Raw genomic sequence first — 19,629 nt, forward strand, 5'->3', positions numbered from 1 at the left:
GGAATACCGTCACCTAACAGGTGCTCAGTCTTGCAACTATCGTTCCCTTATGTTGTTTTAACGAGCCTGAATCTACAAATTTAAGATTAATTGTCAATTATTTGCGCCCACAGACAAAAGTTCATTACCAAAGGAGGCTGATGCCGCAGCATAGCGTGCCTTAAACAGGAAAAGCGGCAGGCAAAAAAGTACAACTTGCTGTTGAAATGAGCTTTTAGCCGAAAAAGGACAAGATTTGAATGCAGACAATGAGCAGGACCATGGCCACGGGGTAAACGGTTGCGTAGGCCACGGCTGGCGCATTGGTGTCGGTCAATGGCGAGGCCGCTGCGAGGCCTGGCGTACTGGTCATGGCTCCCGTAATGGTGCCCATAAGGGTCAGGAAGTTCATGCCCTTTAAAAAGCGGGCGGCAATCACCGCCAGCAACATCGGAACCAGGGTGATTACCCCGCCAATCAGGAAGAGGTTGATGCCATAAGTCTGGAAGGTTTCCACCATATTGGCCCCGGCTTTGGTGCCGACCTCCACCAAAAAGAACATCAGTCCCAGTTGACGCAAGAGCTGAGTGGCAGCACCCGACATGCTCCAGATGATGGGTCCGGTGCGTCCGATTCTACTCAGAATCATGCCCACCAATAATACTCCGCCCGTTAAACCCGGATTAAAAGTAAAGGCTGTTCCGCTGCCAAAGCTCAGCGAGAGATTACCCAGCAGCACTCCCAGCACGATGCCCAAGGCGATGGGAAAGAAATCGGTATCGGAGAGTTTTTTGTCGTTGTTGCCAAAGAAGCTGCCCACTTGTCGCATGTTTTCACGGCTGCAGGCCACCATCAACTTGTCGCCCATTTGCAAGCGCATAGAGGGCGATGGGGTGATGTCGATGCCACTGCGTCGCACCCGGGTAACTGTTGCCTGGTAGTTGGCCCAGAGGTTGAAATTGCCCAGCGGTTTATTTACGGCATCCTTATTGGTCACCAGCACCGATTGCACTTCGTAGGATTTGTGCAGGGGTATTTCTTTATCGGTGGCATGTCCAATCAGGAGCTTTATTTTTTCCAGCGCCTCTTCGGTACCTACTGCCTTCACCAGGTCGCCTTTGTGCAAGATGGCTTCGGGAGAGGGAATTAAGGATTCGTCCTCGTGCATGATCCGTGAAATGACCGCTCCGGTCATCGTGCGGATGCGCAGGTCCTTGATCGACTTGCCTATGATGGCTTCGTTGTCGACCTGGAAAGTCTGGCTTTGGATGTCCGGGAAACCCAGGTGGCTTTCCTTTTCGTATTCTTCTTCTGCCTTCTTGATGTTGGCACGGGTAATCTTTGGATAGAGACGGACAAATAAAATCACACCAATTACGCCAAAGGGATAGGCGATACCGTAACCGATCGAAATCAGGGGCGATGAGGTTACGTCGGTAGCAGCTGCCAAGCCCGGCGTACTGGTCATGGCACCGGTCAGCAAGCCCAGGGCCACAGGCATCTCTATACCCGTATAGTAAAATGCGCCAAAAGCCAGCAGAGAGGCGGAAACAACAACTATGGTTGTGAGTACCATCAGCGAACGTCCCTGTTTGCGAAAGGAATCGAAGAAGCCCGGTCCCGCCTGCATCCCGATGGTATAAATAAAGAGCACGAGTCCCAAAGTGCCAATAACCGGTGGGATAACCACGCCGTGGTGGCCAAAGAGCAGGGCCACAAAGATGATGGCTGAGATGTCGAGCGATACGCCGCCCAATTTGATGTTGCCGAGCACAAAGCCCAGGCAGATGATGACGAAGAGAGCAAAATAGGGTTGAGAAAGAAGTTCCATAAACGACCGGGTTTAAAAAAGCTGAGACAAAGTTAGGGGATAATTGTTTTCCGGGACCCTTAATTTTTATCAAATATAGCCCTTTAAAAATAAAGCAGTTTGCCCGGCCGGGGAAACTGCTTTATTTTTCTTGTTTTAGAAAGCGGTTATCTCAGGTCGAAACCGGCCTTGGCTCTGAGGTCGCCAGACGAGGAGCCAAGCAGCACTTCAAAGCGACCCGGTTCCGTTACCCAGGCCTTTTTTTGGTTGTCATAGAATTGGAGCAGATCCGCACTAATGGTGAAGGTCAGCTCTTGGCTTTCACCTGCCTTCAGGGTGACTTTTTGAAAACCCTTCAGTTCTTTAGGAGGTCGGGGCAGCGACGATTTTTTGTCCGACAAGTACAACTGAACCACCTCGCTGCCCGCGCGATCTCCGGTATTGGTAAGGGTAATGCGGCAGGTCAGACTTCCTTGGTCCTTCATTTCGCGGTCGCTTAGGAGGATTTTACCGTAGCTGAAACTGGTGTAACTTAAGCCGTGTCCGAAGGGAAACAGCGGTTCTATTTCTTCAGCATCGTGCCATCGGTAGCCCACCAGCAGGCCCTCTTTATATTCCACGTTGCCGTTTTCACCCGGGTAGGCCCCCAGGGCGTGCGCAGCATTGTCGCTCAGCTTTACCGGAAAACTGAAAGGCAGTTTGCCCGAGGGGTTTACTTTGCCGGTAAGTACATTTGCGAGCGCATTTCCTGCCTCCGATCCCAAGAACCAGCCCTGCACGATGGCCGGCACTTCGTTGATCCAGGGCATGGCCACAGCGTTGCCTGAAATATTGACCACCACCAGATTGGGATTGATGGCGGCCAGACGGCGGATCAAGGCATCCTGGTTGTAAGGAAGGTCGAGCGCCAGACGGTCGCTGCCCTCACTGTCCTGTTGGTGACTCTTGTTCAATCCCCCAATAAAGATGACGTAGTCGCACTGAGCGGCCAGCTCCTCAGCTTCTTCAAAAAGTTCTGCTTCGCTGCGCTCATCGCTTAAATCCTGGCCTGTGCTCACCTTATTGTACTCGGTGCCCACATCTCCTACATAGCCCCGGGCAAACAACACCTCTGCTTGAGGTTCCAGCGCAGCTTTAAGTCCATCGAGGGGCGATATTTCATAAAGTGCCTTCAGGGAGGAACTGCCGCCGCCAACGGTCATCATTTTGATGGCGTTTTCACCAATCACCGCTATTTTTTGTCCCGCCGCTACCTGCAGGGGCAAAAGCTGTTTGTCGTTTTTGAGCAGTACAATTCCCTCCTGGGCAATTTCCAGTGCAGCACGAGAATGCTCCTCTCCGGTAAAGGCGCCAAAGGGGCGGTTTCGGTTCATTTCCGTTCTGAAAATGAGACGCAGCACGTTACGCGCCTTCGCATCCAGCTCCTCAGTGCCCACCTCCCCCGAGCGAATCAGACGAAGATAGGGAAGGGCCAAATGGTAATTGTCGTAAGCATTGTCCTGGCCCCAGGTCAGGCCATCGGTCCATGTGCCAAACTCCATGTCCAGTCCCTTGAAAATGGCTTCACGCGTATCGTGCACGCCACCCCAATCGGAGATGACTACGCCGTCAAAACCCCATTCCTCCCGCAGGATCTGATTCAGCAGGTAGTCGTTGTGGCAGCAATGTTCGCCCCTGAATTTGTTGTAGGCACCCATTATTGCCCAGGCGCCCCCTTCCTGTACCGCCGCCTTAAAAGCCGGCAGATAGATTTCGCGCAGCGTGCGCTCGTCCACCTGAACATCAATGGAGCCCCGCTCCGTTTCCTGATTGTTTACGGCAAAGTGCTTGACACAGGCAGCGACGCCGTTGCTTTGAACGCCCTTTACATAGGGAACCACCATTTTCGAGGCCAGAAAAGGATCTTCGCCCATGTATTCGAAGTTGCGTCCATTTAAGGGGGTGCGGTAGATGTTGACGCCGGGCCCCAAGAGTACCGTCTTTTTTCGGTAGCGGGCTTCTTCCCCAATGGCCACTCCGTAACGCAGCGCCATGTTTTCGTTCCAGGTGGCTGCCAAAGCTGTAAGCGCAGGAAAGGCCGTACAGGAGTCGTTGGTCCACCCCGCCTGTTCCCATTCGTCCCACAGTACCTCCGGCCGAATGCCGTGGGGCCCGTCGGTCATCCATACTTCCGGAATACCCAAACGGGGTACACCCGCCGAGCTGAATTTCGACTGGGCATGCAGGAGGGCGACTTTCTCCTCTGTGCTGAGTCGTTGTAAGGCGTCTTCCACCCTTGTTTCCAGCTCTTGGCTGTCGTCCAGATAAAGCGGCACCTCTTGGGCAATTGTTGTGCCAATTCCCAGTCCCAGGGACACTACAATACCCAATAATGTTTTCTTCATATGATTCAATGTTAATTGTGAAACTTTTAAAGATAAGAATTTAATTGGTACATGATTAGTGTTTCTGTCTGCTTAACCTGAAGACTGCTCCTACAGGGAACAGTCTCCAGGTATCCTGTTAGGTGTGAAAGCTTACAGGGTTTCTACATGTAACGTCGCGTGTTCTATGCCGCCACTCAGGTCAACGGTCAAGACATAGGAGCGTCCCTCCTCCAAAACAACACCCTCTTTTAAACCGAGGTTGCCAGAGTCACGTCCGTTTTCTCCATCGCCTACGAATATCAGGTCACTGTCTGTTTGTAAGGTGTTGTGATTGAACTCTCCTCCCCAGTTTTTCTGATGAAAGAATTTAAAGTTTATGGAGTCGAAGCTGATGTTTTCTCCGCCCACCAAAGTAACCTGATACCTCTTGTCACCGAGGGGAGCAAAGCATATGCCCTTATCCGGATTCCAGCCTGTGGTGTTGCTCAGTGAGGGTTTGCCGATGTTGTCCCCAATAATCCACAGCGTTCCGGTCCCGTCTGCTTGCAGGGTCGCCAGTTCGTTGCCCGACATCACTTCAAAAATGAAGTACTTCTGCTCGAAGTTGGCCGTTACACGGTATTTTCCACTGGCAGGTACAAAAGTAAAGGTTCCGTCACCATTAGCTTCCAGAAAATCCGGGTCTATCCACCAGTCGTCCAAATCACTAAAGCCCTCAATGGAAAGCGCAGTGTTTTGTTCGAGTTCTTCTTCAACCTTATAATTGTTGTCATCCACCATCGCCATTTCAGAGCCTGCAAAGCGCAGGATAATGAAAGGAGAGGCAACATAGGTTAATGTGTTGAAGGTGATGGCGTAGGTGCCGGCGTTGGAGTTGGAAAAGGAGATGGGCGTTTCTGAATGGTGCTGCACCGTACCCTCTTTCCACCCGAAAGTCAGTTCATTACCCCTTTCGCCGAAAGCGGGTGCTTTGATGATGGCTTTTACTTTTTGGGGGAAATCTTCGGTGGCCGCATATTGGTTGGCACCTATTTTTTCCATTGGGTATTCGCCATCGGTTGTTACCAAAGTCAGGTATGGGAAGTCGGGCCGTGATAGCGCTAAGTCCACCTTGTGCACCTTGGTCGCAAATTCAATGTTTTGCACCACAAATTCTAAAGCAGCTGTGCCGTTAGGTATGTTGGGTAAAAATGGGACATACAGCTGACCCGAATAAGTCCCTTCACTCTTGGTTCGAATAATAGTTTCTGAAACCAGCTCACTGCCAAAATAGAGACGAGCCTTCAGAGTCGAAAGAGGCACATTCTCCAGATCGCTGACCTGAGCACTGAAGGTGAGGCTGTCACCAAAGAATGCGGTAGACGTCACCCCACTTACTGTTAATTGGGGCTGTCCCTGTGTGGTTGTTTCATCATCACAAGCCCAAATGAGGGAGAGAAACAACAGGGATAGGAGTATTAAATGATGTTTTTTCATGCTGTTTGTGTTTATGAGTTGTTAATTCTTACCACCTGAATGAAGCTACCGACTTAGGCGGAACTTCATAAGAGAAGTGTCTATCCCCATCGCTTAAGGTGACCGGCTGGGCCTGGTCGCGATTGTTCAAGGCGACAAAAGCGTAGCTGCCGTCAGTGTTTTTAAAGGCTGAGTAGGTAAGCCCCTCTACGGATAGTCCACTTGTTCCTATTCTCCAGGCACCGGGCTTCACCACGGCAGAAAGATGGGCGATAATGTAATAATGCGAATTGCGAATGATCGTTTTATAGTCCGAACTGTTGATGTCAACCGCGCCATAGCAGGTCTGGCAGCCGCCATCTCGGTTGGGGCCGAGCTCCGAATCCAGCATCAGGTTCCAGACAATCACTCCTCTGCACCAGTTGTTGACCGTTCCAAGCGCTACTTCTGCCATGTCGTCGATCAGGCGGGAACTCAAATCTCGGCCATTGTTCCAGGTGCCGATGGATGTTTCTGTAAAAATTAAATCTTTGTTCGGTGCCTTGGTCCGGATGTCGAGCAGCTCATTTTTGTCGCCGCCATAGTTGTGGTAGGCGGCACCCGCCAGATATTGAGCGGCTTCCGCGTCGTTGTAAATCTTAACGGGATAGTCCACTTGATCAGCCATATTGTCGTAGTTGTAGTTGTGGTCGAAGGCATATATTTTGGTCTCCAGGCCGGCCTGCTGCAGGGCGGGTCCCAGCTTTTTAACTAAATCACGCTGCTCCTCCCAACCCATATACAGGGATGCCGAATTTCCCCTGTTAAGGGGTTCGTTTTGTGGGGTAATGGCATAAATATGGATGCCGTGTCCGGCAAAAGCCTGTATCCATTTCACGAAGTAAGAGGCATAGTCGTCGTAATAAGCTGGATTCAGATGACCGCTGGTCCATGAGTTATAGGGTTGCAGATCGGTTAGGTTGTTCACTTTCATCCATCGCGGCGAAGTCCAGGGAGAACCCAATATCTTTAATTCAGGATTAATTTCCAGAATTTCATGAAGGATGGGTATTACAAAATCAAGCTCTTCTGACTGCAGTGCAAAATTCTCGATGCCAGGGGTGTCGCAACAAGTATACTCACTGAGTGAAAAATCTGAACAACCAATGGCGATGCGAATGTAGCTGAAGCCGAAACCTTTTTCGTGTGAGAAGGTTTCCATAAGGAATTTAGAGCGGTCTGCCTGACTCATCTGCATCAGGTTATAGCACGAGGAGCCGGTCAGCGCAGCCCCAAAACCATCCATTTCCTGAAATTTAGTGTCTGTTTGCAGGGTGATGGTATTTGGCGACATGTTGGAGGTGGTGCTTAAGTCCACATCATTGCGCATTAGATCGAAGGCCCTGTTGTTTGATGTAACCAGTACATACACGTCCTTCTCTATAATTCCCGGTTCAGGCTCGGTATTAATTGCTTCCTCTTTAGAATCGCAGGAGGTAGAGCCACAAGCAGTCATTAAAAAGCTGAACGCCAGAATTAGATAGGTAAATTTGAATTTTATTTTCATCGTCTTTTCTTTTTGAAGGCCAAGCATCCGGGTTTATTCCGGATGCTTGGCATTGGTGTTTAGTACCCCGGATTCTGTACCAGATTGGGGTTGTTGTCCAGTACTGTTTGGGGAATGGGCAGTAATTCAGAAAAATCATTGTAAGCACGTATTTGTGGTATTCGGCCACTGTCACGTTGATTTAATGAATTCATCACTTCTTGCAGCTTGTTGTTGCGGATGAGGTCGAACAAGCGTTGTCCCTCGAAGGCCAGCTCAAGACGGCGCTCGTTTAAAACGGCGTCAAGCATCTGCTCAGGAGAGGCTTTAACAGAGGCCTCCAAACCATCTAACTGGGCTCTTTGGCGAATCTGGTCCACAATATCAGCTGCGGCCCCGAGGTTGGCGGAACCCCCTTTTTTTACCAGAGCTTCTGCTTTAAGTAAAAGAATGTCGGCCAGGCGCAACTTAATGATGCTGCTGTTGGCTGAGCGCAGCTTATACATGAAAGCATAGTTGTCCGATGGATAATAATTGGCCCATGTGGTCTGGTAATAGACTATGGCCTGGTTTTTACGAATCGCATCCCCTTCCGCATCATAAGCTGCGATAAGGTCGCGTGAGGGAGTGATCCATTTGGCCCATTCGAATTGTGTATCATAATTTAGAAGGTCGCGTCCAAACATCCAGGTCACCCAGTTGCCACCCCCGGTGAAATACTGGATTTCCAGAATGGATTCGGAAGTGTTGCGTGCCTTTACATCGGTACTTTCCTCATTCATGCCAAACAGCATGGACAGGTCGTCCACCAGACTGAAGCCATCTGCCACCACGGAGTCGGCATAGGCAATGACCTTGTCCAGATCTTGCACCGTTTTTTCGGCATAGACCTTGCTTAACAAGGCTCTTGCTACGGATTTAGAAAGTTTGGTTTTGTTTGAAGCATTGTTTGTTGGCGCATAGGGGATGGCCGTTGTCAGGTCGTGGATGATTTGGGCGTAAGCGTCTTCGGCCGATTTTTGATTGGGGAAGTAGCTGGGATATACTTCTTCTATGTTTTCAGCAGTTATATCACCAGCTTCCTGAGTAATGACGGGAATATTTCCCCAAAAGCGCACCATGTCGAGTAAGATCATGGCTCTAAATATTTTGGCTTCTGCCTTCCACTGGCGGCGTTCTGTAGCTGACAGGGAAGCATCGGATACCGAATCAAGGTTGTTGATGAGGACATTGGCCTTGGCAATATCTGCCAGGTAGTTGTTCCAGTCACGATTAATGACGCTGTTACCCCCATCCAGAGAGTTGTTTTCAACGGGTACAACTTCCGAGCCCGTGGTCCCGGCATAGGCGTTGTCCGAACGCACTTCCGACAGCAAGAGGTAATCCAGGTACCAATGTTCCTGACGGTCTTTAAGTGTGTTGTAAAGGCCTTCATAGGCGGTGAGTGCTTCGCTGCGGTTTTTGTATCTGATGCGGTCGCCAGAGTCATCTGTTGATCCGAGAACGACTTCGGAAAATTCTGAAATCGGGTCCTCGTCCAGAGAGCAGGCAGTATTAAATACCAGCAGGCTCAAAATGAATATTAGAGATGTGAATTTATTTTTCATGTGTAATAGTTTTTTTGTTTAAAACTCAACATTGACACCTAAAACAAAAGATTTGGTGTGCGGGTAGGTGCCCCAGTCAATGCCTTGAACAGCCCCGCTATTACCCCACTGGTTGACCTCAGGATCCATGCCCGAGTAATTGGTGAAGGTCAGTAGATTGCTGGCCGTAAAATAGGGTTGTATGCGGTTAATGTTCCATTTTTCCAAAAGGCCACCGGAGAAGTTGTAGGCCAACGAAACATCTTTTACCCGAATGAAGCCGCCATCTTCCACAAAGTAGGAAGACACTTTCATGTCGTAACCCGCTTTTGGCATATCGGTTAACTGACCGGGGATGCGCCAGCGCTTCAGTACTTCGCGCGATTGGTTCTTAGCATCGTACATCCCTTCGGTTTCAATGCGTGAGGCATTAAAAATATCATTACCATAACTTCCTTGAAGGAGGATGTTGAGCGAAACGCCTTTGTACTCAAAGGTATTTGTTAAGCCAAAGGTGAAATCCGGATTGGGGTCACCTATGTAGGTCCGGTCAGAACTCGACAGCACTCCGTCCTGATTGAAGTCGCGGTACATCAATTCACCCGATTCAGGATCTACCCCGTCGCTAATGTAACCATAAAAGCCTCCCAAGGGTCGACCGGGCTCATTGCGTACCACAAACTCGTTGAGGTTGTCGCTGGTGCGGGCATCGTAATAGATTTGGGTGAGGGCCAGACTTTTCAGTTCGTTGCGATTAAAGGAGATGTTAAAGTCTGTATTCCAGTTTAATGCACCCGTTAAATTGCGTGTATTGATCATGAATTCAAAACCCGAATTGGTCATTTCTCCCTCGTTCCGAATTATGGAGCTGGCGTTGGCCGATCCTGAAGGAAGCGAAACATTCATCAGCATGTCGGTAGTGCTTTTGTAGTACCAGTCTGCACTTAGATTAACCCGGCTGTTAAAGAGGGTTAGGTCCACACCCACGTTGGATTGCGTGGTTGTTTCCCAGGTAAGGTCGGTGTTTCGTAAACTGTTTTGATACAGATTTACCGTGGCGTTTTCTTTTCCGGGTTCCCACCAATTCTGACGCGAAATGCCATAACGCTCGAGGTAGGCATAATCCCCCAGGCCTGATTGGTTCCCGGTTTGACCCCACCCTCCTCTGATTTTTAAATCATCCAGCCAGAAGACATCCTTAAGGAAGGGTTCGGAAGATAAGCGCCACGCAGCCGACGCTGAAGGAAAGTAACCCCAGCGGTGATCGGGGTGCAGTTTGGAAGAGCCATCTGCACGCATATTAACGGTTACAAGGTATTTGCTGTTAAAGTTGTATGCAATACGTCCCAGGTAGGACATGATGGCCCAGTTGGCGGCAAAGGAGCCATTGCCCTGCGACAATTTATTACCTGCATTGATGGTTTTAATGCTGCCATCAATATAATGGGTAGCGGATTGTGAACTCTGCGACCACTTGGAGGTAGTGCCTGAACTACCCAACATCACATCAAAGTTGTGGGCTTCTACATCCTTGTTGTAAGTTAGGATGTTGTCAAAAATCATCACCGTGCCAAGAGACCTATTATCGCTGGCTTCCCCATGTTGAGAGCGACCCCATGAGGTTTTTATGGGATCCAGAAATGTGGTTGAGTGGTTATAGCTCCGATCCATGGTTAAGGTCGACTTGAATCTCAGGTTTTTAGAAAAGTCGATTTGGGCATTCCCGGTTGCTATCAAACGGTTATTGCCATTGCGGTTGTCTTCGCTCCGGGCCATGTTCTCTACCGGATGGGTGATGTTGGCTCCATAGAACTGGTTGTTGTATTGACCCGGGTTTTCTGCATTCCAAATAGCTGCATATGTTGGTGTATTAATCACCGACAAAACAACCCCTGCACGGTTTGCACCCTGTCCCGATATGATCCCATTAGAGGCATAATCGGAATAGGAGATGTTGGCGCCAATGTTTAACCAGGGTTTTATCTGGTTGTCGATGTTGGCTTTAAAGTTATACCTTTCAAAAAAGGCCACATTGATGATGCCCTCTTCCTGTGTATATCCTCCAGAAATGTAATAGCTAAGTTTTTCCGTGGCATTCGAGACCGATACTTGGTAGTTTTCAGTTCTGGCCGTCTGATACGTTTCGTCGTACCAGTCGGTCTGGTCGCTCAGGTTGTCGGGCAGGGTAATGGTAGATCCCATGTCGCTCAACAGCTCACGGTACTCACTCACATTTAGCGGTTCGATTTTGTTTGCCAGACGCGTCACCCCTGTATGAGCAGTAAGCGTAATTCTGGCATTGTCAACAGCTCCTGTTTTAGTACTTATAATTACTACCCCGTTGGCCGCCCTTGAACCATATATAGCTGCGGATGAGGCGTCTTTTAATACCTGAATGCTTTCAATATCGTTGGCAGAAAGAAATGCGATATCGGTCATGGGCACACCATCTACTACATACAAGGGATCGTTGCTGCCATTAATAGAAGTGGTTCCGCGTACGCGAATTACCATGCCCGCGCCCGGTTCCCCATTTGGACGGGTAACCGATACTCCTGCTGCTTTTCCCTGGAGAGCCTGAGAGACCATGTTAATGGGGCGCTGGTCCAGGTCATCTGTCGAAACTGTGGAGATGGCGGTGGTCACGTCCTTTCTTTTTACTGAACCATAACCAATAACCACAACTTCCTCCAGACCAATTAGGTCAGAACTCATAATTACATTGATGGTAGAATCTTCTCCCACCACTCTTTCTTCATTGGTGTAGCCTATAAAAGTGTAAATCAACACATCTCCTTCATTTGCTGAGATCGAATATTCGCCCATTGCATTGGAGATTGCTCCTGTTTGGCTTCCCTGTATCCAAATGGTTACCCCGGGTAAGGCCTCGCCGGTTGTGTCAAGCACCTGACCATTTATGGTAACGTTCTGAGCCATGAGGTTGTGGCTTGACAGAAGCATTATTAAAAAGGTCATGGCTGTAAACCACAGACGTTTCTTTGCGCTTGTCTTTTTCATTCCTTTGTCGTTTGATATGATTTTGCAAAAATTAACAAATCAAAGATATTGTCACCGCATGGCGTCGTCAATTCAGAATAGGTGAAATGTGGATTCTGAACGATGATGAATGGGGTTAAACATCAAATTATCAAGCAAATAAAGGTGTGATTATTTCTGAAAAAAGTGGAGGGGCTAGAAGCGTCGTGGAATTCCAGGAGTGTTTAAAAGTGTAATTTTAGGCCTTTGTCAGGAACATCTGCTTCGGGCAAAATGCTTAAAGTAATACTTTAGTTATCGTGCCCTGTAGTACGTTTCTTTGGTCGGTGCATGTATGGCCATAACCAATTTTTCAAAATCATCTCTTTGTACTAAAGATTTGCTTTTAATTTTTGCCCGGTAGTTGTAGATGGTGTTGACGGAGTAGCGCAGCAATCCTGCAATCTTTGAACTGTCGGAGATTCCCAGCCGGATGAGGGCAAAAATCCGAAGCTCTGTATTCAACAATTCTCCAGGTTTGAGTTCTATACGCTCCCCGGGTTGCAGCAAATGGTTAAATTCTTTGACAAAGTTGGGGTAGAGATGGAGAAAGGTGTTGTCGAAGTTGTTGTAGAATTCTTTGAGTTCATTGTCGATGAAGCTGCCCGACTTGCTGTATGTAAGCAGTTCAGCCACTCGTCCTTTGGTGATTTCCCGGCTGACCATTTTTCGCATTTCTTCCATTTTATCTATGTAGGTAGAACAAATGTTTAAAAATAAGCCAATGTATTCCTCCTTAACGTGGTTGGCCTCAGCCAAACTGTTGTTGATGTGTTGCATTCGGTCGTTCATCTCCTGCAGTTCAAGATTTAGCCGTTGCAATTGTCCATTGTATTTCTGTAACTTGCCATGTGTTATTTGAAGTTTACGTTTTTGAGTATTAATAATCCATAGTGACAGGATGGAGAAAACAAAGAGCAGTATGGATAGGCTCAAAAATAAACGCAAGTGCTGTTTCTGCTTTTCACTGCGCAAGTTGTAAGTACGGTCGATGATCGGTTGCACTTCCGATATCTGTATGTTTCTAAGTTTCGCATTATAGAAATTTGCATCCTCCATAGCGTACCTGATGTATTTATAGGCTCTTTTGAGGTCCCCTTCTTCAAACAGTATGTTGGCCAAAAGGGTAAGGGAGGCGTTGTCTTTGATGGCAGATTGGGTGTCGGCAATAGCTGAAAGAATGAGATACTTTTTTCTTAAAACCTGATTCCCCTGCTTATGATAGGCAAGAGAGCGGTGGAAGGCAACCACGGCATAGCTGGGGTCCTCTGGTGATAGTAGAGACATTCTTTTGTCGTTGGTTTCCAATGCCAAATCAATGTTTCCTGAGTCACGGTAGCTTGTTTCCAACATGCTCAAATACAGGTCCGACTGGGTGTTGAGGAGTTGCAGCAGTTTGTTTTTATAGCCATGGGCAATTTTGTTGTAGGTGGCTTTAAGTAGCTCAGACCGTGAATAAAATGCCAACTCACCATAGACATGATCATAGGCGTAAAACAACTGTATCTCCAATTCTTCTGGAAGTGAATCTTTAGGGACCTGGTCCAAAATATCTACAGCTTCTTTGTACATACCGCTGGATGAAAGAAGGACAGCCAGCCTAACAGCCGTATCGTAGTAACTGTTTTTATCTCCCAGATTTTTAGATATTTTCAGGTTGAGTTCTAAGAAGTGGATGGCTGAATCACAAACAAAGGGCTTGTAGGCTTCAAACAGTCTGTTGTTAAGGTCATACCGATTTTTCGAAACGGCATTATCGGTCAAAGACTCTTTTATAAAGCTGATTCTCGTCTCCCTTTTCTTTGTGTAGTTTGCTCTGTTTTTCATTTCTTTGTCGAGGACCAAAAGCAGTGAGTCTACTTCTTTAGATTTGGCATCGATGCGAAGGCTCATTAACAAGAGCGCAATAATAAGAAGAACAGAATGATTCATGGTGGGAAACTGAAATTTCTAAATGTGGGCTTCGCAAAAATACACAAACCCAAAGGTTTAACAAAGCCACACCACCTTTAATTTGTTTGCAGTTAACGCCTTGAGCGTTATCGAGGTAGCTGGCTAATTTAAATACAACCAGGTATGTTTGATGTTTCAATTGTTCTATTAATTGTTGATATTTTATTTAGACGACATGAATACAGGTAAAAAGATCGGCTTCTTTTCATTGCTGTTTATGGGCATTGTTTGCTCTGTAAGTTTAAAGGCGGAGGCCTTTTACGATTATACAGTGGCCGCCGATGGCAGTGGGGATTTTAAGCGCATCCAGGCAGCCATTGATGCCACCAAGGCTTTTCCTGATGCCCCCATTCAGATTTTCATCAAAAATGGTATTTATGCAGAAAAGGTAAGGGTTTATTCCTGGAATACAGATCTGTCGCTAATTGGTGAAAATAAAGACAGTGTGATTATTACCTACAGTGATTATTTCGATAAAATAGCCCTGGGTCGCAACAGCACCTTTCACACTTATACGCTTAAGGTGGAGGCCAATGATTTTCATATGGAGAACATTACGGTAGAAAATGCCGCTGGTCCTGTAGGGCAAGCCGTTGCCCTGCATGTGGAGGGCGATCGTTGCAGTTTTGTGAATTGTCGCTTTCTGGGTCACCAGGATACGGTTTACGCTGCCGGAGAAGGGGCACGACAGTATTTTAAGCACTGCTTTATCAGCGGCACCACCGATTTTATTTTCGGCGCTTCCACCGCTTTGTTTGACGCTTGCGAAATTCACAGTCTGGCCAACTCCTACATCACCGCCGCCAGTACCCCTGAAAAGGAAGCCTACGGATATTGGTTCCGGGCTTGTCGGTTTACCGCGGCTGAAGACGTCTCTAAGGTTTACCTGGGTCGGCCCTGGCGCGACCATGCCTGGGTTTTGGTGAGCAGTTCTACCCTGGGTGCACATATTGCAGCGGAAGGCTGGAGCAACTGGTCGGGCACCCAACGCGATAAAAGTGCCCGCTATTTCGAGTACAACAATACGGGGGCGGGCGCGGCTACTTGTGAAAGGGTGCCTTGGTCGGAGCAACTGAGCACCAAAGCCGCTGCGGAACTTTGTCCGGAAGTGTTTTTCAGCCGGGGAACATCCACCTGGTTGCCGACAGCACTTGAGGATCAGCAGTCTTCGAATAAATTAAAGTAAAACTTTACTCAAAATAAATATTTAACTTGAATATAATGATTTGTGTTACTCCATTAACTGAACTGGAAGAGCGTCTGCTTCGTTTCCGTCAGCGCATGAATGCGCGCCATCCGAAATGGGAAATGGCCGTGGTTTTCAGTAAAATGAACCTGTTGTATTTCTGTGGGTGTATGCCGGAGGGCATGCTGGTGTTGCCCCGTGAAGGCGAGCCTGTACTTTGGGTACGCCGCAGCTTTGAGCGCAGCCGCGAGGAATCAGCATTTAAGGATATTCGGCCCATGAACAGTTACCGGGATGCGGCAGCTGCCTATCCGAACTTGCCCGGGAGTGTGCATTTGGAGACGGAGTTTGTTCCCCTTTCGATGTATCAACGTTTTCAAAAACACTTTCCCTTTGCGGAGTACCACAGTATGGATTACGACCTGGGCATGACTAAGGCGGTGAAAAGCCCTTGGGAATTGGCCCACATGGAGGAGGCCGGTCGTCGCCACCAGCGGGTTCTTGAGGTGCGGGTCCCCGAGATTCTGGAAGAGGGAATGACGGAGTTTGAACTGGCCGGACGCTTGTACGGGGTGATGTTGGAGGAAGGGCACATGGGTGTGGCCCGTTTTAACATGTTCGATACGGAAATGGTGGTGGGGCAGCTGGGCTTTGGCGAAAGCTCCCTTTACCCAACCAGTTTTAACGGTCCCGGAGGGAACTACGGTCAACAACCCGCCATGCCCGGTTTGGGCAGCCGGGAGCGGCGCCTGAAAAAGGGAGAGTTGGTTTTTGTGGATATGGGGCTGGCTGTGAATGGATACCATACCGATAAAACCCTGGTTTATCAGTTTGGGGGACGCCTGCCGGATGAGGCGCTGCGGATTCACGAGCAATGCGTGGATATACAGCACAGGATTGCTGCAGCCCTACAGCCCGGCGCCCGGCCATCAGACATCTATCGCAGTGTTATGGAAAGTTTGTCGCCCCAGTTTCAGGAAAACTTTATGGGTTATGGTGCGCGACGCGTGAAGTTTTTGGGGCACGCTATTGGATTGGCTGTGGATGAACTGCCTGTTTTGGCCGAGGGTTTTGATGAGCCTCTGGAAGCCCGTACCGTTTTTGCCGTAGAGCCCAAAAAAGGCATAAAAGGAGTGGGGATGGTCGGCATCGAAAATACTTTTGTGGTGGAAGAGGGTGGTGGTCGCTGCCTTACCGGCAGCCATCCCGGTATGATGCTTGTGGACTGAAAGCGGCTTTTCTTATGGCGGCCCGGAGTTAAACATATACCAGCTTGTTTCTACGGAATTATGCCTGTTACAGCAGAAGAGGGTGTCCCGATTTTCGGGACACCCTCTGTTATTTATTGCTGAGTGTATTTTTCTCGTTGAAAGGTACTAAACCTTAAGGGATCCAGACTTTCATTGTTTTCTGTTGGGTTCCTGCTGTGGCTCTGATGATCCAGAAGCCTTTGCTCAGCGACAGTACGGCGTTGCCGCTCACAAAGTAGCGGGCCTGCAAACTGCCCTGCAGGTTGTAGACCTGTATTTGAAGGGGAGTCTGCACCCCGTTCACATGCAGGGTTTCACCAAGCACAGTCAGGTCCACATCCAATTCTGCTTTGGGTGAAAGAAGCCCGGTTGTTTCGTCGGCAATGAGTGCACTCAGTGGGTCCCATCCATCGCTTCCTTTGGTGAAATTCAGAAGGGTAATTTCAGTATCGTCGGAGAGACGGGGAGCTTCCAGCAGGGTCGACCAGCTGGCACGGGAGGCCTGATTGTCCACCCCTGCAGCCTCCTGAGTAGCATACTCGTACATATATGGCGATTCGCCGCCCAATGTGCTCATCCAGCCCACGGGGTAGATCAGCGACTGTCCACTGAAATCAGGATGTTCAGAGGCCGCAATTTGTGTTTCAAAAAACACGACTTCGCTGGTGTTGGCTTGCCAGGGGCGGCCAAAGTAGCCGGGCTTGGAGGGCTGCGCCGAAGCATTGTCGCGACCCGGTACGGCAGAGACTATGTTGCACTGGTACATCAGGTAGCCGCGACCGCCAGATTGCTGAGCTGCCGTTATGTAAGCTACATCACTGCTCGCGTCGCTGGTGTTCAACACTAAGTCGCTCCGATAAAATGTGGCATTCATATCACCAAAAATGTAATCGGTTCCACCCATTATGGCTCCCTTGTAAACAGCTACACGTGCACCAGAACCCCCAAAGAAGGTGTCTTGATGGCCAACCAGTCGGCAGTTGTTGAGGACCACCTTATCCGCTCCCTTCGCGATGGCAAGCGCCGCCGCTCTTTCCACAAAGCTCTTGTCCTGTACGGCGGTATTTCCGTAATCGGTGGGACGGTCGCCCTTGCTGCCACTGATCCACGGAACCACCACGTCGTTGGCTTCCTTTTGTGAAATGTATTGATTGAAAGAGTTTTCGAAAATGATGTTTTCCGCTTCAAATCCATCGGCAGTCACCACCACTGTTGCGTTCCAGTAGGACCCATTGGTGGTACCCGCACCCTTATTCTCATAGGATAAGGCATTGTTTTCCTTGTTCACCCGAAGCACATCGGCATCCCACTTTTGGTTGCTCGCCATGCTGAAGTAACTGTAGCCGTGACCATAATAGGAGGTGATGCGTACTGCGCCGTCTTCAATGTCAACGCCGCTGTTGGCCAGCTGGATGGAGGGATTGGACCCGGCGTTTTTTAAAGTGACGGAGGGCACATCCACCACCAGCATCTCTTCGTAGTTGCCCGGATCAATGAGTAAGGTAACGCGCTGGTCGGCTGTCCGGTTCATGTTACGCACTGCTTCCAAGGCCTCTGAAATGCTCGGGTAGGTTTTGTTGCTTCCTACCTCAAGGGTGGCGCTGTAGGCGACCGCCGGACGGAGGCTGATGCTGGTCAGGTAGGTGGTTCCGGCGCCCTCCCCAATGGTAAGGGTCACGGTGCCGGCCGTACTTCCCTGGTAGAGGTATTCCGCACTTTCGTGCTGACTGGTGCTTCCGCTGGCGGTGGTAATGGCGGGACCCCCTTCTATGCTGAAATCTGCCGCATAGTAGTAGCCCACCACCAGTTTTTGACCTGGATCCACAGGTACCTGAATGCTTGCTCCCGGCTTGGCCGCCAGGTGTCCCTTCGCAATTTCGTTGGCCAATGTCCCTTGCAACAACAAGCCCTTGTAATTGGCTGTTGAGGCGGTGATGGTCATGTCGTCGAAGGACCAGGTGGTCAGGGGTCTGAATTCCAGATTTTTCTCTGCTGCCTCGTCGTTCACCTGCAGGTAGGATGTCGGAGCCAGTTGGAGGGGCTGATTGTCCAGTCCACCCACCTGTATTTCATAAATGCCGTTGCGCAAGCTGATCCCATCGGTGCCGCTAAAGCTGTAATTGTAACCTTCCTCATTCAGGTTGCTGAAAATCAGTTGCAGTCCGGTCACTGCCCCTTCGGGCAGCCCGGTGGTGGTGATGCTTACCGGGTGTACGGTCTTCCTGGTAAACACCAGGTTTTGCGTAGCTGCTTCGTTTACCAAGATGGTAGAAGTGCTCAGGTAGTAGTCGTTGATCCCAGTGGCGTGCACGGTATAGGTGCAAGCCGGTTCCAGCTCAACACTGTAGCTGTTGTTGTCCACATCTACAAGGGCTTGGGGAATAAAGCCGCTGCCCTCATTTGGGGCGGGACTAAACACCAGACTTTCGATGAGGTCTCCGGCGGCCAGTCCTTCCAAGGCTCCACTCACGCTTACCAGTTCGATGCTGCTAACGGCCAGGTTGTGGTTAAAGTCGGTATCGCTGGCGGCCAGTGTTTCACCGCTTTCGAGAATAAAGCCCGGGGTGTCTTTCAGCGCCACAGTATAAGCGTAGCCTGCGGGCAGAGCCAAACTGTAAGCATCGTCGCTGACTGTGGTTGTCCAACTTTTGCCGGCCTCATTCGTGAAAGTCAAGGCATAGCTGGCCGGCAAATCAGTTGCAGCCGTACGGTCGATGCTGCCATTGACTGTGATGTAGCGGGCCGCCTTGCGAATAATTCGGAAATAGCTGGGTTTACCCTGATTGTCGTAGATCCGATAGGTCCCCGCTGCGCGGGCTACAAATTCGAGGGTCGTTACATCTGAAGTCAGCGCCCTTTCCTCTGTATGGACTTCGGGCTGTTCTTCGTGGGTAAAGACCAAATTTCCACCTGCATCGGTTTTCACCACCAGGCTTATTTCATCGTCTTCCTCCAGTTGGAGACTCAGATAGCGGGTGGTATTGGCGCCGGAGTTGACATAGAGTCGACCCGTATACCCATCTGAATTGGAAATGTTTTCATCGTAGCGGGTCAGTTCGGTGTTGGTCGAGCGCAAACGATCGTTGCCGCCACCGGTCCAGCTCACGCGTCCTGCGGTCCATGCCGAGGGCAGTACGTTGCCGTTGCTTCCGGGAGTAATGCCCGTGTCGTACCAGCCGTTGATGGTGGCAACACTAAGCTGGTTGTCATAAACTTCAGTGTCCAGGACCTCTGCTCCGAAATCCCACACTTCTGCTTTGGTCTGGGCGGTCAGTCGGCCGGCCGATAAAAGGGTCAACAGCAGCAGAAGGGCTGTGCCCAAGGGGTAGATTTTTACTTTCATAATTTAAAAATTATTGTGTTAATAGATTTGGTTGAACCTGAGCTAAATGTAAAGAGCTTTCGGCCTTGCGACTTGAAAATTTTGCCGGATAAGCAGTAATATTGTCCGGCGATACCAGGCAAACCATTTGTTTGAGTCAT

At 49.4% G+C, this 19,629-nt stretch carries 10 protein-coding genes; 2 read left to right on the top strand and 8 right to left on the bottom strand.

Translation table 11 applies throughout. From position 1 onward, the window contains the following. Window positions 1-214: 214 nt before the first annotated feature. The 7 genes from B4W65_RS03045 to B4W65_RS03075 form a co-directional block, all read right to left on the bottom strand. A complete protein-coding gene (locus tag B4W65_RS03045; protein ID WP_088653650.1) occupies window positions 215-1,810 on the bottom strand; it encodes an aspartate:alanine exchanger family transporter in 1,596 nt (531 codons plus the stop codon). 146 nt (window positions 1,811-1,956) lie between these two features. Continuing rightward, window positions 1,957-4,173, bottom strand: a complete 2,217-nt coding sequence (locus B4W65_RS03050; RefSeq protein WP_088653651.1) for a glycoside hydrolase family 3 C-terminal domain-containing protein — start codon at window positions 4,171-4,173, stop codon at window positions 1,957-1,959. A 132-nt stretch (window positions 4,174-4,305) separates the two neighbouring features. Then, entirely contained in the window at window positions 4,306-5,631 is a 1,326-nt protein-coding gene (locus B4W65_RS03055) for a DUF5125 domain-containing protein (protein WP_088653652.1), read from the bottom strand. 28 nt (window positions 5,632-5,659) lie between these two features. Then, window positions 5,660-7,156, bottom strand: coding sequence for a glycoside hydrolase family 30 protein (locus B4W65_RS03060; RefSeq protein ID WP_240509463.1), 1,497 nt, complete (start codon window positions 7,154-7,156; stop codon window positions 5,660-5,662). 59 nt (window positions 7,157-7,215) lie between these two features. After that, window positions 7,216-8,742: a RagB/SusD family nutrient uptake outer membrane protein gene (locus tag B4W65_RS03065; RefSeq protein ID WP_088653653.1), complete on the bottom strand. Its 1,527-nt coding sequence runs from the start codon at window positions 8,740-8,742 to the stop codon at window positions 7,216-7,218. 18 nt (window positions 8,743-8,760) lie between these two features. Continuing rightward, a complete protein-coding gene (locus B4W65_RS03070) occupies window positions 8,761-11,739 on the bottom strand; it encodes a SusC/RagA family TonB-linked outer membrane protein (protein WP_088653654.1) in 2,979 nt (992 codons plus the stop codon). A gap of 273 nt (window positions 11,740-12,012) precedes the next feature. Next, window positions 12,013-13,689: a DUF6377 domain-containing protein gene (locus B4W65_RS03075; RefSeq protein WP_146697692.1), complete on the bottom strand. Its 1,677-nt coding sequence runs from the start codon at window positions 13,687-13,689 to the stop codon at window positions 12,013-12,015. A gap of 196 nt (window positions 13,690-13,885) precedes the next feature. On the opposite strand from B4W65_RS03075, the gene B4W65_RS03080 reads away from it, so the two are divergent. Both B4W65_RS03080 and B4W65_RS03085 read left to right on the top strand, forming a co-directional pair. Further along, window positions 13,886-14,896, top strand: a complete 1,011-nt coding sequence (locus B4W65_RS03080; RefSeq protein ID WP_240509464.1) for a pectinesterase family protein — start codon at window positions 13,886-13,888, stop codon at window positions 14,894-14,896. A gap of 35 nt (window positions 14,897-14,931) precedes the next feature. After that, the gene (locus B4W65_RS03085) at window positions 14,932-16,125 is read left to right on the top strand and encodes a M24 family metallopeptidase (RefSeq protein WP_088653656.1); all 1,194 of its coding nucleotides are present in this window, start codon (window positions 14,932-14,934) and stop codon (window positions 16,123-16,125) included. A 154-nt stretch (window positions 16,126-16,279) separates the two neighbouring features. Here the strand turns inward: B4W65_RS03085 and B4W65_RS03090 are convergent, their stop codons facing one another. Then, complete coding sequence (locus B4W65_RS03090) at window positions 16,280-19,489, bottom strand: pectinesterase family protein (RefSeq protein ID WP_088653657.1); 3,210 nt, start codon at window positions 19,487-19,489, stop codon at window positions 16,280-16,282. Window positions 19,490-19,629 lie beyond the last annotated feature (140 nt).

Origin of the sequence: Geofilum rhodophaeum, assembly GCF_002210225.1 — a bacterium.
In the GTDB taxonomy this organism is placed as follows: domain Bacteria; phylum Bacteroidota; class Bacteroidia; order Bacteroidales; family Marinilabiliaceae; genus Geofilum; species Geofilum rhodophaeum.

Excerpts from the sequence above, each read along its gene's own strand:
- B4W65_RS03065 (WP_088653653.1), bottom strand. The coding sequence starts at position 8,742 with ATGAAAAATAAATTCACATCTCTAATATTCATTTTGAGCCTGCTGGTA.
- B4W65_RS03090 (WP_088653657.1), bottom strand. The coding sequence starts at position 19,489 with ATGAAAGTAAAAATCTACCCCTTGGGCACAGCCCTTCTGCTGCTGTTG.
- B4W65_RS03085 (WP_088653656.1), top strand. The coding sequence starts at position 14,932 with ATGATTTGTGTTACTCCATTAACTGAACTGGAAGAGCGTCTGCTTCGT.
- B4W65_RS03045 (WP_088653650.1), bottom strand. The coding sequence starts at position 1,810 with ATGGAACTTCTTTCTCAACCCTATTTTGCTCTCTTCGTCATCATCTGC.
- B4W65_RS03060 (WP_240509463.1), bottom strand. The coding sequence starts at position 7,156 with ATGAAAATAAAATTCAAATTTACCTATCTAATTCTGGCGTTCAGCTTT.
- B4W65_RS03050 (WP_088653651.1), bottom strand. The coding sequence starts at position 4,173 with ATGAAGAAAACATTATTGGGTATTGTAGTGTCCCTGGGACTGGGAATT.
- B4W65_RS03055 (WP_088653652.1), bottom strand. The coding sequence starts at position 5,631 with ATGAAAAAACATCATTTAATACTCCTATCCCTGTTGTTTCTCTCCCTC.
- B4W65_RS03080 (WP_240509464.1), top strand. The coding sequence starts at position 13,886 with ATGAATACAGGTAAAAAGATCGGCTTCTTTTCATTGCTGTTTATGGGC.
- B4W65_RS03070 (WP_088653654.1), bottom strand. The coding sequence starts at position 11,739 with ATGAAAAAGACAAGCGCAAAGAAACGTCTGTGGTTTACAGCCATGACC.
- B4W65_RS03075 (WP_146697692.1), bottom strand. The coding sequence starts at position 13,689 with ATGAATCATTCTGTTCTTCTTATTATTGCGCTCTTGTTAATGAGCCTT.